This is a genomic window from Pseudomonas sp. B20 (assembly GCF_020515755.1).
Taxonomy (GTDB): Bacteria; Pseudomonadota; Gammaproteobacteria; order Pseudomonadales; family Pseudomonadaceae; genus Aquipseudomonas; species Aquipseudomonas syringae.
In genome coordinates this window covers 187,902-211,247 of the sequence record NZ_JAHPJG010000003.1, presented here as the reverse complement: position 1 = coordinate 211,247, position 23,346 = coordinate 187,902, and the positions used below count along the sequence as shown (strand labels likewise).

Here is a 23,346-nt window from a genome sequence, read left to right as displayed (position 1 = left end):
GGCGATTGTTACGGGGGGCAGTGTCTGTCCGCGTCGATTCTTCTTCTATTTCATGCGCCGTCGTTCCTGAAGCGTTCGCCCTGTCCGCACGGGTGCGCAGAATGGACTTGGGGAGATGATCGCTGCGCGGCGACGGGTTATCCGGCAAACGAGTGTCACGACCGGTATTTTTGCCGGCCTCGCGGCTGGAGCGCGGCGCTGAGCTTGAGGGTGTTTGTGTACTGGGCGATCTGGCGGCCGACTGCCGGGGTGCCCTGGATTTCTGGAAAACCTTGCCGACACTTTTCAGCAGCCGTTTTCCCATGCTCCCCAGGGAATGTGAGGAGCGCTGGGTCGGCTGTTCGGTTTGCTGCCGCAGATTTGAAGGGTTGTCGGCTCTTGCTGTTGCTTCTGGCGCAATGACGTTTCCGGTATTGCGGTTGACCGTTGGTGCCTGCACGGTGCATCTCCCTTTCCATTTGCCGCCCGACGACGGCGATTGTGTAACCCTTTGAAAAGTCCTTCCGTTCCTGTGTGGCATCGGAAAGGCACCGGTTCCAAAGAAAAACAGCTGGCTGAAACGTTTCAGGCTCGTGCTTACGCAAGCGAAATACGCCTGGCAGGGAACTGGAAAGGCGGGCGTGCCACGTAGGGGGACACGTTCAGGACATTCCGCACATGGCCGCCGTTGCCCTCCACGTTTCGTCTCCTCGCTTGCTGGCTCGTTCGGTACAGATCGCCGTTCTGGCCCTGGGGGCACTGTGTGTGGGCTGCCAGTCAGCCGATTATTCACAGCCGCGCCTGGACCGCTTGCCGCGACTGGTTGCGGGGCTGGGGCATCGCTCTGACGACACGCAGGCGGACCCTCGAGCTGCAACGACTGTTGCCGATTTGCCCGTCTACAACGGCGAGGACGTTTGGCAACGGGTGGCGCAGCGATGCCGGCTGGTGGACGGGCAGGGCGTCAATGAACGTATCGCTCGCCAGCGTGACTGGCTGCTGAACAATCGCGGCTTCCTGACCGGGGCCAGCAAGCGCGCCACGCCTTACCTGCATTTCATTGTCGAACGTCTCGATGAACGCAACATGCCATTGGAACTGGCGCTGCTGCCCATGATCGAGAGCTCCTACAACCCTTTGGCCAACTCCCCGGCGGCGGCAGCGGGCCTCTGGCAGTTCATCCCGTCTACCGGTCGCCAGTTCAACTTGAACCAGAGCGCTACCTACGACGCCCGCCGCGATGTCGTCGCGTCAAGCAAGGCGGCGATGGACTATCTGACTCGCCTGCATGATCAGTTCAATAACGACTGGCTGTTGGCACTGGCGGCCTATAACGCAGGCGAGGGTACGGTTGCACGAGCGATCGATGCCAACCGGCGGCGTGGCATGCCTGTCGACTACTGGCATTTGAATCTACCCCGTGAAACCCAGGATTACGTTCCGCGCCTGCTGGCACTCTCGCTGGTGGTGCGCAATCCAGGCGCCTACGGCGTGCAACTGACGCCGGTCGCCAACATGCCGTATTTCGATGTGGTTGAGCTCAACCACACGGTAGACCTGGCTCAGCTCGCCGCCACAACCGGGGTAGACGAGGCGCAGCTGTTGCGCCTCAACCCGGCATTCCTGCGAAAAAAGACCCCGGATGGGCCTGGACGTTTGCTGATTCCCAAGACCCACACGCAGGTCTTGACGGCAGGTATCGAGCGGATCACCGGAGAGTCGCCGACAACTGCTGTCATCCCGGCAAGCCCCGGAAAGCGTGTGATCGAGCGTCAGCCAGCGTTACAGGTGGCCGAGCGCGCTCCGGTGCCTGGACCGTTGCAAGCAGCAGGGCGCGAGCAGACGGCAGGCCTGAGGCAGGTGCTTGAGCGCGAGCCTGCACCGGAATCGGTGCAACCGGTCAGGCGTGAACCGCAACCGAAGGTCGTACAGGTTGCCAGGCAGGAGCCCTTGCCCGGCCCAGCGCAACCCGTTCAGGCTGCCGAACAGGTGACTGTGTCCGAATCCATCCAGCCAGCGCGTCAGGCGCCACCGCAGGCTACAAACGAGCGTTTGCTGCTGGACCGTCGAATACAAAAGAGGCTGTACATCGATGACCGTTCGTCGCCACGCAAGCGCGACGAGATCGCGTACCGCGATGAGCCGCGTGAGCTGCCAAACGGTCCTCGTGTCGTGGTGTACGCAAGCGATCCACGCCAATAACCTCTCGATTTTTTTCTCCTGAGCCCTTAAAGCACCTGAAAATTGACCTTTTTTAGTGCTTTTTCGCGTTTTCAGCGCGTGCTGGAAACCTTCGAATAAAAATTTTCATTCCTTTTTTTGCCGTTATAGGGCGCAAAAAGTGTGGCCGACCGAGCTGCAGCAAGTATGTTTCTCAGTGAATCATGCAAACTTTGTAAAGAATTGTAAGGAAATACTTACACATATTTAGAAACAATCTCAGTGATGATGGGGTATCAGCGCTGCTTATGGTGGTAGGCCTTCACAGCGCTATAAGCGTGGATTGCCAGATTGTCCTACAGTGAATCCTTTCAGCTAGTTAGCTATTTTCAAAATCTGCAAATCCGCATTCTGAAAAGGCGGCGCGTTCGGATTGCCGAATGCGTAGGTGGCAAAAAGCTATCGCGAAATGAGCCCAAAAAATGGGAGATTTCTGGATCCAACCAACTCAGAGATGCGAAATCGTTCGGAAATCCGACTGAAGTATTGTTTATATCAGCCCGGTGGTTGGGTACTGTATTACAACCGGCACTCCCTGTTCAGATGTGTGGAATAAGTTTAACTTTGATAGGTGTTTGTTTAAGTTCGTTAGTTGTGTATGTTATTAAAGTTAATGCAGTAAGTTCGTGTGGCTGACGCTCTTGGTCTGATAGGGTTTTATTGCTGTACACAACTAAGGTGCTGCGGCGCCTATTAAGTGCGTCATCCGGCTCGCGGAGTGGCTATCTGTTTTTTCTGCGATTGGCAAGTTACAAATTTTTCGATTTCATTATGGCCCGTGATCGGGCATACGGCTGGATACCCCCGCAGCCACGGGGGCTGCAGTGACTATTGGTCAGCGTAAGTCTATGATAATTTTGGAATAAGTATATATTAATACAGTCATTTCACAGCGCTTGCGCTATACCGAGTGGGTCTTAAGGGGCTGTCGCTACTTGATAGTGATTCTCGAATTTGTGAAATTTTTCACAGCCGCTGGGGAACTAAATGGCTATATGTGTGCCTTGTAAGACGTGGTATTAATATCCCGCCTCCCTCCCGCTATGAGAGTGATCGATGAGCACAGACATTGATAACGACGTTCGAACGTGTTGGAACGTAACTGCATTATCGGCTGGTCATCAAATTGCAATGAACAGCGCGCTACTGGATATGGACTTGCTTCTTTGCGGGGAAACCGGCACCGGCAAAGACACCCTGGCCTGCCGGATTCACGAGCTGTCGAGCAGGACCGGGCCCTTTGTCGGCATGAACTGCGCGGCTATCCCCGAATCGTTGGCAGAGAGTCAGTTGTTCGGCGTGGTCAATGGTGCGTTCACCGGCGTGTGTCGCGCTCGCGAGGGCTACATCGAGGCCTCCAACGGCGGCACCCTCTACCTGGATGAAATCGACAGCATGCCGTTGAGCCTTCAGGCCAAGCTCCTGCGGGTGCTGGAAAGCAGGGGCGTCGAGCGGCTAGGCTCGACCGACTTCATACCACTGGATTTGCGAGTGATTGCTTCGGCCCAGCGTCCGCTGGATGAACTGGTGGAACAAGGACTTTTTCGTCGTGACCTGTTTTTCAGGCTCAATGTGCTGACACTGCAGTTGCCAGCCTTGCGCAAGCGTCGCGAGCAGATTTTGCCATTGTTCGACCAGTTCACCCAGGACATCGCCGCAGAATCCGGCCGTTCCGTGCCGATGCTCGACAACGGGCGTGTACAGATCCTGTTGAGTCATGACTGGCCCGGCAACGTGCGCGAACTGAAATCCGCTGCCAAGCGATTTGTGCTGGGGTTGCCGTTGCTGGGCGCCGAGCCGGTCGAAGCGCATGACCCGGTAACAGGACTGCGCATGCAGATGCGCGTCATCGAGAAAATGCTCATCCAGGATGCCTTGAAGCGGCATCGGCACAATTTCGACGCTGTGCTCGAGGAGCTCGAACTGCCTCGGCGCACCCTCTACCACCGCATGAAAGAGCTGGGGGTTGCTTCGCATACCGACCTGGTAGCCGAGTCCTGAATCGCTGCTGCGCTCGCGCAACGCTGATGCCATTGGAGTCATGAAATGAATCTCGACGATGAGTTTGACGATGACCTGGATGCGGAGCGCGTACCCAATCTGGGGATCGTCGCCGAAAGTATTTCGCAGCTCGGCATCGATGTCTTGCTGTCGGGCGAGACCGGTACCGGTAAAGACACCATTGCCCGGCGCATTCACAACATGTCCGGGCGCCAGGGCCGCTTCGTCCCGATGAACTGCGCGGCCATTCCGGAATCGCTCGCCGAGAGCGAGCTGTTCGGGGTGGTGAGTGGGGCCTACACCGGTGCCGACCGTTCCCGAATGGGCTACATCGAGGCGGCGCAGGGCGGAACCTTGTACCTGGATGAGATCGATAGCATGCCGCTCGCCCTCCAGGCCAAGCTGCTGAGGGTGCTTGAGACCCGTGCACTGGAGCGTCTGGGCTCGACCTCCACGATCAACCTGGATATCTGTGTGATTGCCTCGGCCCAGGCCTCTCTGGACGATGCCGTCGAAGAAGGCAAGTTTCGGCGCGACCTGTACTTTCGCCTGAACGTGCTGACCCTCAAACTGCCGCCGCTGCGCGATCAGCCCGAGCGTATCCTGCCGTTGTTCACCCGATTTGTGGCGGCGTCGGCCAAAGAACTTAACCTCGCGATTCCCGATGTGTGTCCGTTGCTTCAGCAGGTACTGACGGGGCATCGCTGGCCCGGCAATATCCGCGAGCTCAAGGCCGCTGCAAAGCGCCATGTGTTGGGCTTCCCCTTGCTGGGGGCTGACTCGCAGACCGAAGAGCACCTGGCGTGCGGGCTCAAGTTTCAGCTGCGGGCGATTGAAAAGGCCTTGATTCAGCAAGCGCTCAAGCGCCACCGCAATTGCATCGACGCGGCCAGCCTGGAGCTCGATATTCCACGTCGTACGCTCTACCGCCGCATCAAGGAATTGAGCATCTGATTTTTTGCAGAAGTTCTGGAACCGATTCGCGGACGCATGCCACCTAGCTGTACCTAGCAATTACGCTGGTACAGACGAAGGGGTATGACGTTATGACTATCATGAGTTCTCTGGCGGGTGCAGGTCGCGGTGTCGTCAACACGATCGGTGGTGCCGCTCAGGGCATCAACAGCGTAAAGAGCAGCGCCGACCGTAATGCTGCACTGGTGAGCAACACCGGTAGCACTGACAGCATCGACGCTACTCGCTCCAGCATCAGCAAAGGCGATGCAAAAAGTGCCGAGCTTGACGGCACCGCGAACGAAGAGAACGGGCTGCTGCGCGAGTCGAGCATGCTGGCGGGCTTTGAGGACAAGAAAGAGGCGCTTTCCAACCAGATCGTCGCAAGCAAGATCCGGAACTCGGTCGTCCAGTTCTGATTTCTTGAAGCCCCTTCGTACCTGAGGGGGCTGCTACTTTGAGGAGGTTGTGATGCAGAGTCTCAGTCTTAACAGCAGCTCGCTGCAAACCCCGGCAATGGCCCTTGTTCTGGTACGTCCTGAAACCGAGACGACTGGCGCCAGTTCGTCGAGCAAGGCGCTTCAGGAAGTTGTCGTGAAGCTGGCCGAGGAACTGATGCGCAATGGTCAACTCGACGACAGCTCGCCATTGGGCAAACTGCTGGCCAAGTCGATGGCCGCGGATGGCAAGGCGGGCGGCGGTATCGAGGATGTCATCGCTGCGCTGGACAAGCTGATCCATGAAAAGCTGGGTGACAACTTCGGCGCGTCTGCGGACAACGCCTCGGGTACCGGACAGCAGGACCTGATGACTCAGGTGCTCAGTGGCCTGGCCAAGTCGATGCTCGATGATCTTCTGACCAAGCAGGATGGCGGGACAAGCTTCTCCGAAGACGATATGCCGATGCTGAACAAGATCGCGCAGTTCATGGATGACAATCCCGCACAGTTTCCCAAGCCGGACTCGGGTTCCTGGGTGAACGAACTCAAGGAAGACAACTTCCTTGATGGCGACGAAACGGCTGCATTCCGCTCGGCACTCGACATCATTGGCCAGCAACTGGGTAATCAGCAGAGTGGCGCTGGCGGTCTGGCGGGGACGGGTGGAGGTCTGGGCACTCCGAGCAGTTTTTCCAACAACTCGTCCGTGACGGGTGATCCGCTGATCGACGCCAATACCGGTCCCGGTGACAGCGGCACTACCAGTGGTGAAGCGGGGCAACTGATCGGCGAGCTTATCGACCGCGGCCTGCAATCGGTATTGGCCGGTGGTGGACTGGGCACACCCGTAAACACCCCGCAGACCGGCACGGCGGCGAATGGCGGACAGTCTGCTCAGGATCTTGACCAGTTGCTGGGCGGCTTGCTGCTCAAGGGCCTTGAAGCGACGCTCAAGGATGCCGGTCAAACCGCTACCGACGTGCAGTCGAGCGCTGCGCAAATCGCCACCTTGCTGGTCAGTACGCTGCTGCAAGGCACCCGCAATCAGGCTGCAGCCTGACCGACAACCGCCTGACGGAGAACTCACGTGACCATTTCCCACCTTGGTAATGTTAAAAGCATCTCGCCGGAACTCGGGCAGGATGTGCCACAGGGGCTCGTTTCAGAACCGGCCCAGGCGGATGTCGACATCTTCACCGCTGCCACGCAGCCGGACGGCGTTTCGAGCGGAGCGCCGCTTTCCGAACATATCGCCAGCGCAATTTCCGGCGGTCTGGGCGAAACCGAAAAAATGTCTCAGCAAGCGATGCGGTCGATGAAAAAAGCTTCCGGCACGGGAGACGCGCTGGATATCGCCGCGATGACCAGGACCCTGTCGCAATGCTCGTTGCAGACTGCGCTCACGACCAAGGTGGTGAGCAAGACTGCGCAGGCGCTCGACAAGCTGACTAACTTGCAGTAGAGGTTTCCGTGAAATTTCTGAGCGCAGGGCTGCTGCTGATTTGCATGGTGTTGCTCGGCGGCTGCAGTGATGAAACCGATCTGTTCACCGGCTTGTCCGAGCAGGACTCCAATGAGGTCGTTGCCCGTCTTGCCGATCAGCATATCGACGCGCGCAAACGCCTGGAAAAAACCGGCGTTGTCGTCACCGTCGCCACCAGCGACATGAACCGCGCCGTCAGGGTGCTCAACGCTGCCGGTCTGCCACGCCAGTCTCGCGCCAGTCTGGGGGATATCTTCAAGAAAGAAGGGGTCATTTCGACCCCGCTCGAAGAGCGCGCCCGCTACATCTATGCCCTGTCTCAGGAACTCGAAGCGACGCTTTCGCAGATAGACGGCGTCATCGTGGCCAGGGTGCACGTGGTACTTCCGGAACGCATCGCACCGGGCGAACCAGTGCAACCTGCGTCTGCTGCGGTGTTCATCAAACACTCCGCAGCGCTTGACCCGGACAGCGTGCGCGGACGCATTCAGCAGATGGTCGCCAGCAGTATCCCCGGCATGTCGACGCAAGCGGCAGAATCGAAAAAGTTTTCCATCGTGTTCGTACCGGCTACCGAGTTTCAGGAAACCACACAGTGGGTCAGTTTCGGACCGTTCAAGCTGGACAGCGCCAATCTGCCGTTCTGGAACCTGACGCTCTGGCTGGTGCCGGTTGGCCTGACGGTGTTGCTGCTGATCATCGCGCTGCTGTTGCGCAGTGACTGGCGCGCCTCAGTGCTTCGGCGGATCGGCTTTGCCGGCCGTAGCCGCTCGACCGTACCGGCGCGCGCGTGATGGACCTGACCGCCGAGGACTATTGGACTCAGTGGTGGTGCAATCCCTGGCCATGGGCGCATCCGGGCTGGCAAAGCCGGTTCGCCGAGCGCTGCGGACTGACCGTCAGCGACTGTGAGGCCCTGATGGTCAGCCGTCACAGCGTGTTCCTGCAGAGTGTCGGCATCACGCCAAGTCAACCGCCGATGCCTGCAGCGCCGGTGTTGAACTGGCTGGCACTGACTCCCGAGCAGCGTAATCAGGCGCTGGATCTGGCGCAACGCATCTGTTTTTCCCGTAACGAAAGCGACGGCCATGACGGGCCGTGGTGCTGGGCCCTGACCAAGGCGTTGCGCCCTGGTGTCTGGCTGGATCTGGAACATGAAGATGCGCGCTTGCTGTTGGGTGCCTGGCTCGGGCCTGAGTATTGGCCGCGATTGCGTCTGGCCTGGGCGCCCGATGAGGTCGCCGGTAGCCCTTGCTCGGCCCCCGAAAATAAACTTCAGACGCTGTGGCAGGCTGTTCTATGGCGTGTCACCGCGACCTGAATATCCGCTTCCCTCTGCACCAGGAATTCCCCGATGCTTGCCAAACGCAGTATTACCCTGACTGCCGACGCGGTGCTGCCCGAGCCGGTATTGCGCCGTGAAGACATCGCCAACAGCCTGCTGGCTCGCGATATTCTGACGGACGCGCAACGTCAGGCGGAGCAGATGCTGGCACTTGAGCAGGCTAAAGCCGATCGTCGGCATCAGGAAGCGCTTGCGCAGTTCTGGGAGCGCGCCAATGCCTTTCTGGACGAGCTGCACGTCCAGCGCGAAGCCTTGCAGCAGCAGGCCATGACTGCTGTCGAGGAGCTGTTGACTGAGGCATTGCGCCAGTTGCTCGATGAAACGACCCTTGCCGAGCGCGCTCGGGCACTGGTCAGGAACCTCGCAGCCAGTCAGCTCAACGAAGCCGTGGCCACGCTCAGCGTTAATCCGGAGATGGCCGAGCCGGTCGCCGAATGGTTGGCAGAGAGCCGTTTTGCCGAGCACTGGGAGCTCAAACGTGATGCGACGCTGGCCACTGAAAGCCTGCGCCTGAGCGACGCTAACGGCGCTTTCGAAATCGATTGGGCAACGCTGCGCAATGGGCTGGCAGGCGCGGAGCCGGCTGCCTGAAACAGACTCTTGCGGCGAAAATGGAACCGCTCCACCTGTTTGCTCCACTCAAGGTTTGAACCTTTCTGCTGGAGCATCAGGACATGATAAATTTCAAATCCCTGCAAAATAACCTCGATTCCACGCTCACTCGCGCGTTGTCCGACGTGGATGACGTGCTGGACGGGGGCAATGGGCATTTCACCGCCGACGACATCGATGCCTTCAGTGAGGCGAGCCAGCAGGCTGCGGTCAGCTCCAACATTGCTGATCAATGCCAGCAGGCTGGTTATAAAATGACCAAAAATGTCATCGATGGATTTCAGTGAGTTCGAGGAGGTCGTCGGCCTGTGGCGTGATCAGCGTCCGGCGAGCCCGCTCGACTGCTGGGTCGACGACGCCAACGCACGGCTGGAAATGGTGGGTGGCGGAGTCCGTTGCAGCATCGAATTACTCGACCCCTATGACGCCAACGACCCTCAGCGTATCGAAGCATTGCTCAGTCATGGCGGTGCCAGCCTGGCGTGTGCCTGTGACGGCGCGTTCGCCATCGATCCGCAAACGCGCTGCATGGTGCTGGTCAGCTGGATGCCTGGCCCCTGCGGCCTTGCCGATCTGCTGAACCGTCTGGAAAGCCTGGCCAATCAGCGCGCGGCCTTGCTCAGCCTGATGCACACCACTCTGGTCAATTCTGTGCCCGCCTTAGCCGGGCGCACGACCCTCAATCACCGGCAACCGGGAGTTTGAAATGCGCAAGGCCTTGATGTGGTTGCCTTTATTGTTGATCGGGCTGTCCCCCGCCACGTGGGCGGTGACCCCCGAAGCCTGGAAACATACGGCTTACGCCTACGATGCCCGGCAGACCGAGCTGGCGACAGCGCTGGCCGACTTCGCCAAAGAATTCGGCATGGCGCTGGATATGCCGCCCATTCCCGGGGTCCTTGATGACCGGATACGCGCTCAGAGTCCGGAAGAGTTTCTCGACCGTCTGGGCCAGGAATATCACTTTCAGTGGTTTGTGTATAACGACACGTTGTACGTCAGCCCCTCCAGCGAGCACACCTCGGCACGCATCGAAGTGTCCTCCGACGCGGTAGATGACCTGCAGACTGCCTTGACCGATGTGGGGCTGCTGGACAAGCGCTTCGGTTGGGGTGTACTGCCGAACGAAGGCGTGGTTCTGGTTCGCGGCCCGGCAAAATATGTGGAACTGGTGCGCGATTACAGCAAGAAAGTCGAAGCGCCGGAAAAGGGCGACAAGCAGGACATCATCGTATTCCCGCTCAAGTACGCCAGCGCTGCTGACCGCACCATTCGCTATCGTGATCAACAACTGGTGGTCGCCGGTGTCGCCAGCATTCTCCAGGATTTGCTGGATACCCGTTCTCATGGCGGGTCCATCAATGGTATGGATCTGCTGGGGCGAGGCGGTCGCGGTAACGGTCTGGCGGGCGGTGGCAGCCCGGACGCTCCGAGTCTGCCAATGAGCTCCAGCGGTCTCGATACCAATGCGTTGGAGCAGGGCCTCGATCAGGTACTGCACTATGGCGGCGGTGGCAGCAAAAGCAGTGGAAAAAGCCGTTCTGGCGGTCGGGCCAACATCCGCGTAACGGCCGATGTCCGTAACAATGCTGTGCTGATCTATGACTTGCCCTCACGCAAGGCCATGTACGAAAAGCTCATCAAAGAGCTGGATGTTTCGCGCAACCTGATCGAAATCGACGCCGTGATTCTCGACATCGATCGCAACGAGCTGGCAGAACTGTCCAGCCGCTGGAACTTCAATGCCGGGAGTGTCAACGGGGGCGCCAACATGTTCGACGCTGGCACCAGCTCCACCCTGTTCATTCAGAACGCCGGCAAGTTCGCTGCCGAACTGCATGCGCTGGAAGGTAACGGCTCAGCCTCGGTGATCGGCAACCCGTCCATTCTTACCCTTGAAAACCAGCCGGCCGTGATCGACTTCAGTCGCACCGAATACCTCACCGCGACCTCGGAACGCGTGGCCAATATCGAGCCCATCACCGCTGGCACCAGTCTGCAGGTGACTCCGCGCTCGCTGGATCACGATGGCAAGCCTCAGGTGCAACTGATCGTCGATATCGAGGATGGTCAGATCGACATCTCCGACATCAATGACACGCAGCCAAGTGTGCGCAAAGGCAATGTCAGTACCCAGGCCGTCATAGCCGAACACGGTTCACTGGTCATCGGCGGTTTCCATGGCCTTGAAGCCAACGACAAGATCCACAAGGTTCCGTTGCTGGGCGACATTCCCTACATCGGCAAGCTGCTGTTCCAGTCCCGCAGCCGTGAACTGAGCCAGCGCGAGCGCCTGTTTATCCTGACGCCTAGACTGATTGGCGACCAGGTCAACCCGGCTCGCTATGTGCAGAACGGCAACCCTCACGATGTCGATGACCAGATGAAAAAGATCAAGGAACGGCGTGACGGCGGTGAGCTGCCTACCCGCGGCGACATCCAGAAAGTCTTCACGCAGATGGTCGATGGCGCTGCGCCAGAGGGCATGCATGATGGCGAAACACTGCCCTTTGAAACCGACAGCCTGTGTGACCCGGGCCAGGGCCTGACCCTCGATGGCCAGCGCTCGCAATGGTATGCACGCAAGGACTGGGGTGTGGCTGTCGTGGTAGCGCGCAACAATACCGACAAACCGGTACGCATCGACGAGAGTCGCTGCGGTGGTCGCTGGGTCATCGGCGTCGCCGCCTGGCCTCACGCATGGCTGCAACCAGGCGAGGAGAGCGAAGTGTATATCGCGGTACGTCAGCCACAGATATCGAAAATGGCCAAAGAGAGCCGGCCATCACTGCTCCGGGGGGCAAAGCCATGAAGATCAGCAGCGTTGCAGTCGTGTTGGTGGTGTTCGCTACCCTGACCGGGTGCGCCACCCACGGTTGTTCGGGCACTGCCTGCAAACGTCCGGACTCCACCAGCCGCGAACTGGTCATCTGGTGGCCCCCGGACATGCGTGACGGTCTTGACGATCAGGACCACGAGCGCGATTACACCGTCGTGAAGTTAAGGGACTAGACATGATCGAGGTCGAGGAGAAAACAGCGTTCTACTACAACGTTGCGGCGCAGAGTCCCGCGGTCTGGCCGGTGGCAAACGGAGTCTCCTTCGTCAGCCGCCGCGAGCATCACGACTGGGGCATTGCGTTGCACATCGAGGGTCGAGCGCTGCGTCCCGAACAACTCAGAGAGGCGCTGCAACTGAGGTTTTCAGAAGCCGAACGATTCAATGACTACTTTCTGTTCCTGGATATGCGGCGTGATTTCGTGGTGTGGCATGCGGTGAGCGACGCCCCCCATGCTGTCACCAACCTGGATGATATCCGCCGAAACGAACTGATACTGGCAGGCCTGGATCATCTGGCTTAGGAGATAACAACCGCGTGAAACGAAGACCGCCCCAGTGCAGAGGGGGCGGTCTTTTTTTTGGGGCAGCTGAAAGCTGCGAGCGGCAAGCCTCAAGCAGTATTGGGGAATCTTGCAGGACGCAGTCAGTAGCAGGAGATAATACGCAGGGAATGGGAGAGGGCTGGTGCATAAGCAAGCACCAGGCTCTGTACGTAAAGTGGCTTCGCTCGGTGATGCTGCGTTAAAAACAGGCTCGAGCGCGAGTCCGATCGGAACGCTCATTTACAACACGTAAAGTCGAACGCGGCCCCGGCCGTTCCTCGCCTGTTTTTGCCTCGCCTGACCTTCGCTCGCCGGGTTTTCGTACAGAGCCTAAATTCAGTAGGTCAAGATTGCAAAGTGGTATGAACCCCTCGAAGCAGTTCGGGACCTGATTTCATATCCACTTTAATGAACAGTATTTGATTGACCTGAAATATGAGCGATCAACTCCCTACCGAACTAACATCCACAACATACGCGGGCTATTTTTCGGGCTGACGGTAAGCCCGTCAGCCATTGCATGATCTAATCCATTGCGCAAATGACATGACAGGCTCCCAGTGGGGGGCTAGATGAGCCGATGCGCTCCATTGGACCTCAGCGGTTTGCTCACAACGTGCCGTTGGAGTTCCCGCACAGCATTTTGGTTTTTAAGAACACCTTGATAGAAGGCCGTAGCCCAATTATTCGGGTATGGATCGCATTCTCGCTCGCTGAGCCTGGACTCAAATATAGATTTTATATCGCAGGGCTTGCTCTGAGCAATCCTGATCCAATGGCGGTATTGTTCATCGCAGTACTCCACGATTCGCTGCTTGATATGCAGGTTTTTTAAGTGGAAACTTATTCTCTTCTCATCAGCATCTGTAATACTTTCTGGAATACTGAAGGCCGGTGAGAAAACAGGCTTTCCCTTCACGATCGTTACCTCAATCTTAAACCTCAGTGTCGACAACGCAGGGCTATAAATAGGATGAAGAAAGAACGGCTGATTTTCATGTTCACAAAAATATTTCACCCCTTTTATTGGAGCGCAGTCACGGCATTGAGGCACAAGATTATCAGAAAAAATCGAGTATTCCGGCCAACTCTCTTTCGGTAAGAAATGGTCGAGCGTTTCCGGCGCTCGAGGAAATCCACAATAGGGGCACTCATCCAGCGTATGATCATGACGGCGAGCCTCTAACAGTGTCTTTAACGCAGCTGGAGGGCGCTCATAAACGTCTATCAGTACGTGGCCGGAAAGTGAGATCCCGCTTTTTCGTGGCGCTGTTTGATAGTCCTCAATAAATCCGTCAAATTCTTCATAGCGCTCGCGAACGGCATACTTAATAAATCCAAGTATGGCGGTATTTTTTTTAGCGGAGCCAATAGCCAATTCAAACCAGAAGCAACCCGGTCCAGTGCGAAGATGTGAAAGGTCCTTCATTTCGGCCTCCGCTCAATATCAGGATCCACATCATTCTCACCCGCGCTAAGTTTACCGCTCAAATAAGCCAGTGCCTCGTCTCCTACCTTGGGACCTAGCTTCTCGAGGGCCTCCTCCGGACTCGCGCAATCGGCGACAGCTTCGTCAATTGAGTCTTCGTAGGGCTTGCGCGTCTGATAGTCATCAAACGCCAGTCCCATGATGACTTCCACAGTCTGACCAAATGTTTCAAAATTGGGTCTCGAAACATCTGTCCTATCCTCTACCTTTCGCAGCACCGAAATCGCAGACCGCTCCACCTCTCGCGCTAATATCGTCGAATGCGTAGCAATGATCGCGTTGGATTTTGTCGCGGCAAGCAACTGCTTCAGCATATCCAGGAGCCCGACCTCCATTGACGGGTGGAGATACAGTTCTGGCTCGTCAAGGATGAGTAGGCTCTCCTCGTCCACTTCGGCGACCAAGTTCGGCAGCAGGTAGGAATAGATGGTCTGCCCGGAACTCAGAGGAACCGTTCTACCTCCTTTTAGGAATTCGATACCCGCCGCGTAATTAAAATCCTTACGCGTAGCGAGACTCAGCCGTACCGCTTCCGTGGTGCGGCTAAGCACGATCGACGAATCATCTGAATTGAAAACTTGAACTGCATCAAAATCAATGGAGTGGGACAACGTATCAAACAGCAGCTCGAAACGGCTACCGCCAGTCCATTCGTTATCTGCATCATATTGAACAATACGATGGAGTGCTCGAGCGCTACTTTCTTTAGGCCACGTCAGGGAAAACTTACCCTCAGGGTCACGGAAACCAATGTAGACATATTCATTGACCAGTCGCCTGCGCCGTTCCTGCTCATCTTTAGCTGTCAGATCACTTTCGTGACTGTCGTCAGTCTGGGCCATGGCTTGGTTTGGCAAGGCATTTGACAGCTCAACCTCGGTTTTGAACGACTCAAAGGGTGAATAGGCTGCCACAATGACTTTATGGAAGAAGGGCCAGCTCTCAGCATGTTTTTCCACTCCCGTAACCAAATCTATCAAGTGGCGGAGGACGTGGCTTTTTCCGACACCGTTCCGGCCAATGAGTAAGTTGATATTGGTACGACCTAACTGCCTGGCGTTGTCAAAATTAAATTCGACAGCGTCAAAGTTATCCGGAAGTCCCTCCAGCTTGAACGAGAACTGTTCCTGCGCTTCATAGCTGCCTAGCGCTATCTGATAGCCTTTTTTTAAGATGGCCTTAGCAAGGCGATCTCTGAACAGGGACAGCTCGAAACCCTCCCAGTTTGAAAAATCTCCGTACGCATGCAGATTATAACTCCCGTCACAAATCTGACGCAGGTAGTCTTCTGCCCTCTGAGGAATGAGCGCGTGGATCCTACGATAATAATCAATGTCGGATGATAGCGAGACCACCTTTTTATGATCCAACAGTTTCGTAATACGAACGCTTTCTCCGACTTTATCATGGGATGTTAAAAAATAAATCGAAGAGTCATCATAACCCTTCGCAAGTAACTTGGTGCGCCCCAAGGACTCGCGCCTGCCATGCTCTACATGATAGACCTGAAAGGTGACGATATAACCAAAGTCATCCCAGGCCTTGGAATAATAGGTGCCAATGTGATCTTGCAGTAGATGGATGCCATCAATGTTGTCAATGTCAAATGCGGTTGAAAAGTAAAACTCTGTCCCTGGCATGCATAAGTCCTTTTAAAAAATTTCCCAACTACTTTAAAACAGCCTACGCTTGGCAATGTTCCACTGCACGCCCTTTGCAATGCATCAAGCGGGTGCCACATCGCCGACTATACTGACCTCTCAGCATAGCGCGCAATGGTATTCAAACAACCCCTTTACTATCCGCCCATCGTCCAGCTCAATTAGAACGACGCTTTATCATCCAGGTTGAGTCTCTGTGCAAGCGTCAACTGAGCCACCGCCGACACCTGGTATGGATAGCCACTGTCAATCATTCAAGGCACTTTCATGGCATACACAGCTCCCGAGGGGCTTAGTCCTAATACAACAATTTACCGATACATGGACCTGGCCACACTTCTCCTTGATTCGTCAGCGACACCTGTTCTTCGCGGAGGTCAGTCATGAAGGCCTCCTCGAGGGGATGCTCATGGATCTGGATAGCTTAATGGACAGTGGCATGGCAGAGATGCTCGAACATGCCGTAAACAAGTACAGCTGCATTTTGGTTCGTCAGTGGACAATAAGCCATCACAGCTCGACTTCAACCTGAATCACCTCATCGGTGACTTCGTCCAGTTGCCGAACCACTTTGTAGATGTGGCCGACAGCCTGCAGGGTGGGGCGGGGGATGTATTTGCCGACCTTGGAGCGGTACAGCGTCCGGGTCAGCCAGATGCTCTGCACCACCGGGATGCCGGCTTTTTTGGCGCGGGCAATCAATGCCAGGGCTTCCTCGTCTTCACCTTTGCAATGAATCAGCGGCAGAGGCGTTTCGCCTGGTCGGTAATACAGGGCCACCGCGTAGTGGGTCGGGTTGACCAGCAGCATGTCGGCGTCTTCCACCGGCTTGGGCGCAGCGCTGGGCTCCTGATTGAGGATCTCCTGGGCAAGTTGCCGACGATGGCCTTTGACGTGGGGGTCGCCTTCCGACTGCTTGTACTCTTTCTTGATGTCTTCGTGGCTCATGCGCAGTTTCTTCGCATGGAAGTATTTCTGCATGGCGAAGTCGATCATGGCGATCGCCAGCAGCAGCCCCAGTATCACTCGCAAAATATGCCTGAACAGCTCGACCAGGGCATGCCAGTAGGTCGTCAGATCGCTGTTGGCCAGCAACACCAGGGTGCCCAGCACAGGTTTAACTTGCACATACAGCGTCGCGCCGATGGCAATGGCCTTGAGCACACTGAGCAGCAGGTTGAGCAGGTTTTGCCCGGAAAACATCTGTTTGGCGTGGGAGAACGGGTTGATCTTGTTGGGATCGATTTTCAGCGCCTTGGGCGCGAACAGAAAGCCGATCTGCATCCAGCTGCTGATCAGACGCATGAGCATCGCTATGCCGACGCTGCACAAGGTAAAGCTGAGCAGTACGGTGAATCCTTCGCTGGCGATCAGCTCGACCGATGCGGCAAAGCTGCGGTCGATGCCTTTAAAGGACAGCGACAATAGCGCCTCCAGTCGGCTGACGCTTTCATCAGCCAGGGCCAGAGTGATTTCACTGACGGCCATCAACACCAGCAGTTTGCCGAGGTCCTGACTCTGCCCGACCTGACCCTTTTCCCGCGCGTCGCGCAGTTGCTTGGGCGTGGCCTTTTCGGTTTTTTCGCTCACGGCACTTGCACCAGAAGCGTCAGCAGCGACTTCAGATCAACCAGCTTCAACAATTGACCTGTGCCCAGTTCCAGCAGCGTCGGCAGATAGATCAGCAGAAAAGCGAGGCCGGCCATACTCTTGGCCGGCATGGCAAGGATCGAAACGTTCAGCTGTTGCGCATACAGGCCAATGATCGCGAACGCCGCTTCGATCAACAGCAGCAGCGCGATGAAGGGCGCGGCGTACAGCAGCATGTGCTGCATCGTCTGGTTCAACTGCTCCAGAAAGACATCCAGGCCGCCAGCGTTCATGCCCGGCATCCAGGCCGTCGGAGGCCAGACGCTGTAGCTGTCCCAGATGATCTGAGTCATCAGCGAAAGCCCCCCGGTGAGGATTACCAGCATGATCAGGGTTTCTTGAAACAGTTCGCCCAGTGGCGTGGCGTCAGGGCCCAACGCCGGGTTCAACTGGCCGCCGCTGAGCGCACCGCGCTGGCTGTCGAGCAGCGCGCCCACCGAGGCGAACATCCAGAATGGCGCATACAGCAACAGCCCCAGTAGCGTGCCGAGTACCGCTTCCTTGATCAGCAGGCCGCCGATTGCGAACCAGTTGTCGTCGAGGGATTCCAGAGCCTTGCTGATGGCCGGTGCCGGGATCATCGCCATCACCGCCACGACGGCATAACGCAACGGGCCCTTTAGGTATTTGAAGCAAAAGGCTGGCACCAGCAGCATGCAGGGCATCAGCCTTGCCATTGCCAGTCCCATGCCCAGCATGAATTGAAAGGCGCTGTGCGCGTCGAAGGGCATTTAGTGGCTGACCCCGGAGCGGGCAATCAGGTCGAAGGCCATATTGATGAACTGGATCAGCTCGACGCCGATCCAGCGGCCGGTCATGGCCAGGGTCAGTCCGACGGCCCCCAGTTTGATGCCGAAGGGCAATGTCTGATCCTGAATCTGCATGAGTGCCTGCAGCAGCGAGGTGACCACACCCACCAGCACCGCAACGGCCAGCGGCGGGGCGGTCAGGATGACGACCAGAAACATGCCTTGCTTGAACAACGCCAACGCTTCCATGACCGCCTCACATGTAGGAATAGAACAGGCTGTCGAGCAGACGCGACCAGCCCGATACGAGCACGAATAGCAGCAGTTTGAGCGGCAGCGACAGTGTCATCGGCGAGACCATCTGCATGCCCAGTGCCAGCAACAGGTTGGAGACAATCAGGTCAATGACGATGAAGGGGATATAGATCAGAAAACCGATCTCGAAACCGGCCTGCAGCTCCGACAGCACAAAGGCCGGGATCGCCAGCAGAAGATCGTTTTTATTGGCCTGATCGGCCATTTCCTTGGGCCACATGCGCTGGGTATTTTCCAGCAGGTGGGCGACGACGTCCGGATCGGTGTTGCGTGTCATGAAGCGCTGCAGCGGCTCGATGACGACTTTGAGGCTGCTCTGCAGTTTGTCGGCGTTGCTCAGTTCCAGCGGGTGTTCATGAACCCGCTGCTGTATGTCGTGCGCCACCGGGGCCATGACGAACATCGTCGCGGCCAGGGCGATGCCATACAACGCCATGTTCGGCGGCACTTGCTGAACGCCGATCGCGTTGCGGGTGATCAGCAGCGTCATGGCGATCTTCAGAAAGGCGGTGCAGACGATCAACAGGAACGGGATCAGCGACAGCGAGCCGAGAAACAGCGCCAGCATGATCGGGTTGACGCCCTCCATGATCATGAGCGCGCCACCAGCCGGGTAATCTGCAAACCGAGGCGGCCTTCGACGTCGACCAGTTCGCCTTCGGCAACCACCTGCTCGCCATGGCACAGCGTGGCGTAGCCTGGCGCGATGCCGCTGACTTCGAGAATGGTTCCGGCGTCCAGTCGGCGCAGTTCGGCAAGGGTCAATCTGAGCTCGCCGCAGCGCAAGGTCAGGGCCAGCTCCAGTGAGTCGAGCATCGGCGACTCGTTGTGGTCTCCCGACTGCTCTTCATGCTCCGCTTCGCTGTCCGCATAGCCGAATGCCTGCTCGGCGTGCTCGTCGTCACGCAGTTGCTGATCAGCCTGTTCAGGCACCGGTTCTTCATAGTCGTCGAGCATCTCGACGTCGTCCTGATACAGATCTTCAGTACTCATGGTGACTGTGCTCCTCATGACTGAGCTGCAGAAAAAGATGCTGGGCCTGTTGGTCAGTGCGGGCCGCCCATTGACGTCCAGCGAGTGTCACGGATCCTTGTCCGGCGCTGTCGAACCGGCAGCGGGCAGGCAGCACCACATCACCGGGGCGTAACGAGGCGATTTGTTCCAGGGTCAGTGACAGTTCGCCGACGATCAGCGGTGTCGCCACCGACCAGGATTGGTCCACGTTACGATTCAAGACTTGCCAGTCAGCCGAACCCAGAAGCCTGAGCAGGGTGGCGGGTGCGGCGTGCAGGTGGGCATCGAGTCGTTCGCTGCCCAGCCGCACGTGAACCCGGCAGCCGATGGCCGGCTCGGTCGGGGCGTCGGAAAACGGCGCAACAGGCGCCAGCAGATCGGCGATCACCGGGCTCAGGCGCTGGTTGAATAACTGCCAGTACCAGGCCTGGGGCTCGCCGCCGAGCGTGAAGGGCACTTCGCCCAGCAGGCTGAGCAACGCTTCGGCCTCGCTCAGCAACAAGGGGCCCACCGCAGTACTCAACCAGACACCGTCTGCCGGTATCCGCGCGTCTTCGTGCTGCGGCAGCAGGCTCAGTTCGGCGTGCTGACCGCGGGCGCTGAAGCCCAGGCGTCGTCCGGCGCCAAGTGCGCGTGTGGCTTGCGCCAGCAGAGCGTCGACCTTGCGCAGACGCAGGGCGCTCATGCTGTGAAGTCTTCATGCATGTCCAGCTCGACGTCCTGACCAAGTGCCTGTGCCAGCGATTCCCGGCATGCGCCGGCCTGGCCCTGCAAGCGCTTGAGAACGTCACGCCGGCCAAAGCCCAGTTGAATGCTCCAGCGGTTTTCGGATTTGCTGGCGTTGACCCGCACGCTGCCCAGATTGGGCATGAGCAGGCTGAACGCCAGCGGACCGTCCGGCTGATCGGGCAGACGCTGCGCCAGCTCGTCGATCAACTGCGTCGGGACGTTTTCGGACTGTGCAGAGAAGGCCACACCGCTGCCTCCGAAGCCCTGCTGATCCGGCTCTTCGCCTACCTGCGGTATCAGCAGTTGCGAGAAGAACATGCCGTCGGCGCTCATCGGGCTGTCGGTCACTGAACGGTTCAGCGCGAAACGAACCTTCTGCACATCGCCCCGTGGTGCTCCGGTAAAGGCTGGTGGCTGGTCATCGGACCTGGCGGGCTGACGCAGCGAAGGCAGGGGGCGCGAGGTGGCTGGCGGGGCGCTCGGCGCGGGTGGCGCTTTGGCAGGGGTTTTGATCGGTGCGGTCATCGTCACTTAACCTTCTTCGTTGAGCGTCTCCTCCATGCAGGCGAGTTTCTCGACCGCGCGCTGAGACGCCTTGGCTTGCAGCCGTTTCTGTTCAAGCAACGCCTGTTGTTCAGCTACTCGCATTTGCTGTTGCTGCACGTCCTGGCGGATGTAAGCCAGGCGGTCGAGCATGGTTCTTTCCTTTTCGTGCCAGCCGTCGACATCAGTCAGGCTGAGCGTCTTTTGCAAATGCGCATGGGACAGACTCTCGCGGCGGCGCTTGTGGTTGTCGCGTTCCTGATTCAGCGACGCCCTTGTCTCTGCTAAGTGGTCGAGCATCGATTTCAGTTCCAACTGCGCCTGGCGATGGGCTCGCTCGGCACTGGCCTGACGATGTTGGCGCAGTGGCGTGAGCAGACCGATCACCTGCTGCAGAGCGACCTGTTGCGGGTCGTCTTCCAGTGGTTCGTCCATGGCTACTCCGGCAGTTGAGAGGTGAGTTGCAGCAGCCTGTCCAGGGTTTCCTGCAGCGGCACGGGCTCACGCAGGTCCTGGCGCAGGAAGGCATTTATGGCCTCGTTCAGTTGCACGGCACAGTCGGTAACCGGGTCGGCCCCGGCCTGGTACTCACCCAGGCGCAGGAGCATTTCCACTTGTTTATAGGCGGCCAGCAACTGGCGCAGACGATTGTTCGCCCGTTGATGTTCGCGACCGGTGACGTTGCTCAGGATCCGGCTGATGCTGGCTGACACATCGATTGCCGGGTAGTGTCCGCGCTCGGCCAGTTTGCGCGACAGTACGATGTGCCCGTCGAGCAGCGAGCGTACTTCGTCGGCGACCGGATCGTTCATCGAGTCCTGTTCGATCAGCACCGTGTAAAGCGCAGTAATCGAACCGTTCTCGCTCATCCCGGCGCGTTCCACCAGGCGTGGCAGCAGGGTGTACACCGAGGGCGGCAGACCGCCGCGCCCCAGCGGCTCGCCCGAAGCAATGCCGATTTCCCGTTGCGCGCGGGCGAAGCGGGTCAGCGAGTCGAGCAGCAACAGCACTTTCTGGCCTCGGGCGCGAAAGGCTTCGGCGATGGCGGTCGCGGTGAACGCAGCGCGGGCGCGCTCCATGCTGGAACGATCGGATGTTGCACAGACCAGCACCGAGCGGCGGCGCAGGGTTTCGTCCAGTTCGTGGTCGAGAAACTCGCGCAACTCGCGGCCCCGTTCGCCGATCAGGCCGAAAACGATGACGTCACAATCCATGTTGCGCGCCAGTTCGGCCATCAGTGTGGTCTTGCCGCAGCCCGCACCGGCGAACAGCCCGACACGCTGGCCCTCGCCAAGCAGAATCGCGCTGTCGATGGCGCGTATCCCGGTGGGTAAAGCCCGTGTGATACGCGGTCGCTGGGTCGGCGGCAGGGCGTCGGCGATCACCGGCAGAGTCGTGCGGCGGTCCTCGGGGCCAGCGAAAGCGCCGAGGCAATCGCCCATCAGCGGGCGCCCGAAACCGTCCAGTACACAGCCGAGCAGGCTGTCATCGACGCCGATCCGGTGTGCCACGCCCAGCGGGCGGATCGGCGCACCGACCTGAATACCGTCGGGTGGGCCCAAGGCACTGAGCAGCGTGCATTCCTGGGTGAAACCGACGATTTCGGCCAGCAGCAACGAGCCGTCGGCTTTGCTCACTTCACACAGATCGCCGACCTTGGCCGATGGAATCCTGCACTCCAGCAGAATCCCGCGCACGGCGCTGACCCGGCCAGTGACGCGCACCGCGCAGTACTGGCTCAAACGCTTGGCGTGCGCGTCTTTCCACAGGTTCAGTGCTGCATTCACCAGTTCACCTCGATATGGCGATTACCGTCGAATTGCAGGCGCTGATTATCGATTCGGGTGAGGCGCAGGCCATCCACTTCGTCACCTACGTAAACCCGTCGACCGTCGGCAGTCACCAGATGCGCATGCGGCCCGGTCATGATCTGAACCACCACAAAGGGCAGGGTGTTGCGATTGCTGCCCACGTTGTCCAGAACGGTTACCGGCGAGTCGTACAGGGTCTTGAAGCGCTGAAGCATGCGCTGGTAGACCAGCAGCGATTCTTCTTTCAGATCGCCGTTTAGGACCAGCCCGTCGGGCGTCTCTTCTACGCTGACGTCAGTCAGCAGGCGGTCGCTGAGCATGGTGCTCAACTGGTGGCGGACGGCATCTGCGCTGCTCAGGCGTATGCGTTTGTCGGTCACAGGGTTTGCAGCCCTGGCTGGCGCCTTGGGGGTATCGGGCGAGGCCTCTGTCGCGGCGGCCGCCAGGTGTGTCGGGCTCTGATCCATTGCAATAGCGGGCGGGCGGGTCAGGCTCCAGGCGCTGCCGATGACGCCCACCAGCAGCCCGGCGATGATGCCCGTGGTGCGGTTGAGAAATTGCGAGCGGGACTTGACCTTCTCCAGCGGCACGTCGTTGTGTGCCGGCCCGGATTCGGCCTCGGGCTGCTTGGGGATAACGATGGGCACGGAGGGCCACTCATCGCCCGCAGGCGAAACGCACAGCCACACCGAACCCAGCATGAAGGCATTATTGAGCGTCAGGTCGATACTCGGCCGGGCGTTGCCCTGTTCGTCGCAGACCGCGCCTTGTTCAGCGTTCAGTGTCCAGTTGTCGTCGGCACGTTGCAGGCGGCAATGCAGGCTTTCCACGCCCGCATCGTCCAGCGCCAGATCGTGTTGTCCGGCAGAGCCAATCGACCATTGCTCACCGATCAGCGGTAATGCCGCGCCTTGGTGCTGGCCGTTCAGTACGCGTAATTCAAACATCTGAAAGTCTCCGTGCGTTCA

General features: G+C 58.3%; 27 protein-coding genes. 14 read left to right on the top strand and 13 right to left on the bottom strand.

The window, feature by feature from the left end; all coding sequences use genetic code 11:
* Nucleotides 1-155 precede the first annotated feature (155 nt).
* Entirely contained in the window at nt 156-584 is a 429-nt protein-coding gene (locus tag LIX91_RS25610; protein WP_317135429.1) for a hypothetical protein, read from the bottom strand.
* Nucleotides 585-657: 73 nt separating this feature from the next.
* On the opposite strand from LIX91_RS25610, the gene LIX91_RS04730 reads away from it, so the two are divergent.
* The 14 genes from LIX91_RS04730 (at nt 658) to LIX91_RS04665 (ending at nt 12,396) form a co-directional block, all read left to right on the top strand.
* Complete coding sequence (locus tag LIX91_RS04730; RefSeq protein WP_226488035.1) at nt 658-2,181, top strand: lytic transglycosylase domain-containing protein; 1,524 nt, start codon at nt 658-660, stop codon at nt 2,179-2,181.
* 1,074 nt (nt 2,182-3,255) lie between these two features.
* Nucleotides 3,256-4,200, top strand: a complete 945-nt coding sequence (hrpR, locus tag LIX91_RS04725; protein WP_080052482.1) for a transcriptional regulator HrpR — start codon at nt 3,256-3,258, stop codon at nt 4,198-4,200.
* A gap of 45 nt (nt 4,201-4,245) precedes the next feature.
* A complete protein-coding gene (gene hrpS / locus LIX91_RS04720; protein ID WP_003415370.1) occupies nt 4,246-5,154 on the top strand; it encodes a transcriptional regulator HrpS in 909 nt (302 codons plus the stop codon).
* A gap of 92 nt (nt 5,155-5,246) precedes the next feature.
* On the top strand, nt 5,247-5,573 hold the full coding sequence (locus LIX91_RS04715) for an Hrp pili protein HrpA (RefSeq protein WP_003314134.1): 327 nt from the start codon (nt 5,247-5,249) through the stop codon (nt 5,571-5,573).
* A 52-nt stretch (nt 5,574-5,625) separates the two neighbouring features.
* On the top strand, nt 5,626-6,654 hold the full coding sequence (gene hrpZ / locus LIX91_RS04710) for a type III secretion system effector HrpZ (protein ID WP_100072223.1): 1,029 nt from the start codon (nt 5,626-5,628) through the stop codon (nt 6,652-6,654).
* A 27-nt stretch (nt 6,655-6,681) separates the two neighbouring features.
* A complete protein-coding gene (sctI, locus tag LIX91_RS04705; RefSeq protein ID WP_003314135.1) occupies nt 6,682-7,056 on the top strand; it encodes a type III secretion system inner rod subunit SctI in 375 nt (124 codons plus the stop codon).
* A gap of 8 nt (nt 7,057-7,064) precedes the next feature.
* Nucleotides 7,065-7,871, top strand: a complete 807-nt coding sequence (gene sctJ, locus LIX91_RS04700) for a type III secretion system inner membrane ring lipoprotein SctJ (RefSeq protein WP_226488034.1) — start codon at nt 7,065-7,067, stop codon at nt 7,869-7,871.
* A complete protein-coding gene (locus LIX91_RS04695) occupies nt 7,871-8,398 on the top strand; it encodes a type III secretion protein (RefSeq protein ID WP_226488033.1) in 528 nt (175 codons plus the stop codon). Before sctJ ends, LIX91_RS04695 begins: the two co-directional genes overlap by 1 nt.
* Before the next feature lie 33 nt (nt 8,399-8,431).
* Entirely contained in the window at nt 8,432-9,013 is a 582-nt protein-coding gene (gene sctL / locus LIX91_RS04690) for a type III secretion system stator protein SctL (protein WP_226488032.1), read from the top strand.
* 83 nt (nt 9,014-9,096) lie between these two features.
* Nucleotides 9,097-9,321 carry a type III secretion protein gene (locus LIX91_RS04685; RefSeq protein WP_003314139.1) on the top strand — a complete coding sequence of 75 codons (225 nt, stop codon included), beginning with the start codon at nt 9,097-9,099 and terminating at the stop codon, nt 9,319-9,321.
* Nucleotides 9,299-9,739 carry a type III secretion system protein HrpG gene (locus tag LIX91_RS04680; protein WP_003415377.1) on the top strand — a complete coding sequence of 147 codons (441 nt, stop codon included), beginning with the start codon at nt 9,299-9,301 and terminating at the stop codon, nt 9,737-9,739. Before LIX91_RS04685 ends, LIX91_RS04680 begins: the two co-directional genes overlap by 23 nt.
* Before the next feature lies 1 nt (nt 9,740).
* Nucleotides 9,741-11,846, top strand: coding sequence for a type III secretion system outer membrane ring subunit SctC (sctC, locus tag LIX91_RS04675; protein ID WP_226488031.1), 2,106 nt, complete (start codon nt 9,741-9,743; stop codon nt 11,844-11,846).
* Nucleotides 11,843-12,046 (top strand): HrpT family type III secretion system protein, encoded by a 204-nt coding sequence (gene hrpT / locus LIX91_RS04670; RefSeq protein WP_003314144.1) that lies wholly within the window; start codon nt 11,843-11,845, stop codon nt 12,044-12,046. The genes sctC and hrpT overlap by 4 nt, the downstream gene beginning before the upstream one ends.
* A 2-nt stretch (nt 12,047-12,048) precedes the next feature.
* Nucleotides 12,049-12,396: a negative regulator of hrp expression HrpV gene (locus tag LIX91_RS04665; protein WP_003339817.1), complete on the top strand. Its 348-nt coding sequence runs from the start codon at nt 12,049-12,051 to the stop codon at nt 12,394-12,396.
* Between the two features lie 589 nt (nt 12,397-12,985).
* On the opposite strand, the gene LIX91_RS04660 is transcribed toward LIX91_RS04665, so the two are convergent.
* From LIX91_RS04660 to sctD, 12 genes are all read right to left on the bottom strand, one after another.
* Entirely contained in the window at nt 12,986-13,846 is an 861-nt protein-coding gene (locus LIX91_RS04660) for an HNH endonuclease (RefSeq protein ID WP_226488030.1), read from the bottom strand.
* Nucleotides 13,843-15,546: an AAA family ATPase gene (locus tag LIX91_RS04655; protein ID WP_003415382.1), complete on the bottom strand. Its 1,704-nt coding sequence runs from the start codon at nt 15,544-15,546 to the stop codon at nt 13,843-13,845. Before LIX91_RS04655 ends, LIX91_RS04660 begins: the two co-directional genes overlap by 4 nt.
* A 531-nt stretch (nt 15,547-16,077) precedes the next feature.
* Complete coding sequence (sctU, locus tag LIX91_RS04650) at nt 16,078-17,157, bottom strand: type III secretion system export apparatus subunit SctU (RefSeq protein WP_003409076.1); 1,080 nt, start codon at nt 17,155-17,157, stop codon at nt 16,078-16,080.
* Nucleotides 17,154-17,948 (bottom strand): type III secretion system export apparatus subunit SctT, encoded by a 795-nt coding sequence (sctT, locus tag LIX91_RS04645; RefSeq protein ID WP_003339813.1) that lies wholly within the window; start codon nt 17,946-17,948, stop codon nt 17,154-17,156. Before sctT ends, sctU begins: the two co-directional genes overlap by 4 nt.
* Nucleotides 17,949-18,215: a type III secretion system export apparatus subunit SctS gene (gene sctS / locus LIX91_RS04640; protein WP_003339811.1), complete on the bottom strand. Its 267-nt coding sequence runs from the start codon at nt 18,213-18,215 to the stop codon at nt 17,949-17,951.
* 7 nt (nt 18,216-18,222) lie between these two features.
* Entirely contained in the window at nt 18,223-18,876 is a 654-nt protein-coding gene (gene sctR / locus LIX91_RS04635; RefSeq protein WP_003409078.1) for a type III secretion system export apparatus subunit SctR, read from the bottom strand.
* Nucleotides 18,873-19,274 (bottom strand): FliM/FliN family flagellar motor switch protein, encoded by a 402-nt coding sequence (locus LIX91_RS04630; protein ID WP_003415384.1) that lies wholly within the window; start codon nt 19,272-19,274, stop codon nt 18,873-18,875. Before LIX91_RS04630 ends, sctR begins: the two co-directional genes overlap by 4 nt.
* Nucleotides 19,264-19,980, bottom strand: coding sequence for a hypothetical protein (locus LIX91_RS04625; protein ID WP_003415386.1), 717 nt, complete (start codon nt 19,978-19,980; stop codon nt 19,264-19,266). The genes LIX91_RS04630 and LIX91_RS04625 overlap by 11 nt, the downstream gene beginning before the upstream one ends.
* Nucleotides 19,977-20,549: a type III secretion system protein HrpP gene (hrpP, locus tag LIX91_RS04620; RefSeq protein ID WP_198722070.1), complete on the bottom strand. Its 573-nt coding sequence runs from the start codon at nt 20,547-20,549 to the stop codon at nt 19,977-19,979. Before hrpP ends, LIX91_RS04625 begins: the two co-directional genes overlap by 4 nt.
* 6 nt (nt 20,550-20,555) lie before the next feature.
* Nucleotides 20,556-21,002 (bottom strand): hypothetical protein, encoded by a 447-nt coding sequence (locus tag LIX91_RS04615; protein ID WP_003339800.1) that lies wholly within the window; start codon nt 21,000-21,002, stop codon nt 20,556-20,558.
* A 2-nt stretch (nt 21,003-21,004) separates the two neighbouring features.
* Nucleotides 21,005-22,354 (bottom strand): type III secretion system ATPase HrcN, encoded by a 1,350-nt coding sequence (hrcN, locus tag LIX91_RS04610; protein WP_226488029.1) that lies wholly within the window; start codon nt 22,352-22,354, stop codon nt 21,005-21,007.
* On the bottom strand, nt 22,351-23,325 hold the full coding sequence (sctD, locus tag LIX91_RS04605) for a type III secretion system inner membrane ring subunit SctD (protein ID WP_003415391.1): 975 nt from the start codon (nt 23,323-23,325) through the stop codon (nt 22,351-22,353). Before sctD ends, hrcN begins: the two co-directional genes overlap by 4 nt.
* Nucleotides 23,326-23,346 lie beyond the last annotated feature (21 nt).

What these genes read in the sequence shown, in the direction of transcription:
- LIX91_RS04730 (WP_226488035.1), top strand. Translation starts at nt 658, where the DNA reads ATGGCCGCCGTTGCCCTCCACGTTTCGTCTCCTCGCTTGCTGGCTCGT.
- LIX91_RS04655 (WP_003415382.1), bottom strand. Translation starts at nt 15,546, where the DNA reads ATGCCAGGGACAGAGTTTTACTTTTCAACCGCATTTGACATTGACAAC.
- LIX91_RS04665 (WP_003339817.1), top strand. Translation starts at nt 12,049, where the DNA reads ATGATCGAGGTCGAGGAGAAAACAGCGTTCTACTACAACGTTGCGGCG.
- sctD (WP_003415391.1), bottom strand. Translation starts at nt 23,325, where the DNA reads ATGTTTGAATTACGCGTACTGAACGGCCAGCACCAAGGCGCGGCATTA.
- LIX91_RS04630 (WP_003415384.1), bottom strand. Translation starts at nt 19,274, where the DNA reads ATGAGTACTGAAGATCTGTATCAGGACGACGTCGAGATGCTCGACGAC.
- hrpZ (WP_100072223.1), top strand. Translation starts at nt 5,626, where the DNA reads ATGCAGAGTCTCAGTCTTAACAGCAGCTCGCTGCAAACCCCGGCAATG.
- sctL (WP_226488032.1), top strand. Translation starts at nt 8,432, where the DNA reads ATGCTTGCCAAACGCAGTATTACCCTGACTGCCGACGCGGTGCTGCCC.
- sctS (WP_003339811.1), bottom strand. Translation starts at nt 18,215, where the DNA reads ATGGAAGCGTTGGCGTTGTTCAAGCAAGGCATGTTTCTGGTCGTCATC.
- hrpS (WP_003415370.1), top strand. Translation starts at nt 4,246, where the DNA reads ATGAATCTCGACGATGAGTTTGACGATGACCTGGATGCGGAGCGCGTA.
- sctC (WP_226488031.1), top strand. Translation starts at nt 9,741, where the DNA reads ATGCGCAAGGCCTTGATGTGGTTGCCTTTATTGTTGATCGGGCTGTCC.
- LIX91_RS04615 (WP_003339800.1), bottom strand. Translation starts at nt 21,002, where the DNA reads ATGGACGAACCACTGGAAGACGACCCGCAACAGGTCGCTCTGCAGCAG.
- hrpP (WP_198722070.1), bottom strand. Translation starts at nt 20,549, where the DNA reads ATGACCGCACCGATCAAAACCCCTGCCAAAGCGCCACCCGCGCCGAGC.
- sctT (WP_003339813.1), bottom strand. Translation starts at nt 17,948, where the DNA reads ATGCCCTTCGACGCGCACAGCGCCTTTCAATTCATGCTGGGCATGGGA.
- LIX91_RS04625 (WP_003415386.1), bottom strand. Translation starts at nt 19,980, where the DNA reads ATGAGCGCCCTGCGTCTGCGCAAGGTCGACGCTCTGCTGGCGCAAGCC.
- sctR (WP_003409078.1), bottom strand. Translation starts at nt 18,876, where the DNA reads ATGATCATGGAGGGCGTCAACCCGATCATGCTGGCGCTGTTTCTCGGC.
- LIX91_RS04715 (WP_003314134.1), top strand. Translation starts at nt 5,247, where the DNA reads ATGACTATCATGAGTTCTCTGGCGGGTGCAGGTCGCGGTGTCGTCAAC.
- hrpR (WP_080052482.1), top strand. Translation starts at nt 3,256, where the DNA reads ATGAGCACAGACATTGATAACGACGTTCGAACGTGTTGGAACGTAACT.
- LIX91_RS04660 (WP_226488030.1), bottom strand. Translation starts at nt 13,846, where the DNA reads ATGAAGGACCTTTCACATCTTCGCACTGGACCGGGTTGCTTCTGGTTT.
- hrpT (WP_003314144.1), top strand. Translation starts at nt 11,843, where the DNA reads ATGAAGATCAGCAGCGTTGCAGTCGTGTTGGTGGTGTTCGCTACCCTG.
- LIX91_RS04695 (WP_226488033.1), top strand. Translation starts at nt 7,871, where the DNA reads ATGGACCTGACCGCCGAGGACTATTGGACTCAGTGGTGGTGCAATCCC.
- LIX91_RS04680 (WP_003415377.1), top strand. Translation starts at nt 9,299, where the DNA reads ATGTCATCGATGGATTTCAGTGAGTTCGAGGAGGTCGTCGGCCTGTGG.
- LIX91_RS04685 (WP_003314139.1), top strand. Translation starts at nt 9,097, where the DNA reads ATGATAAATTTCAAATCCCTGCAAAATAACCTCGATTCCACGCTCACT.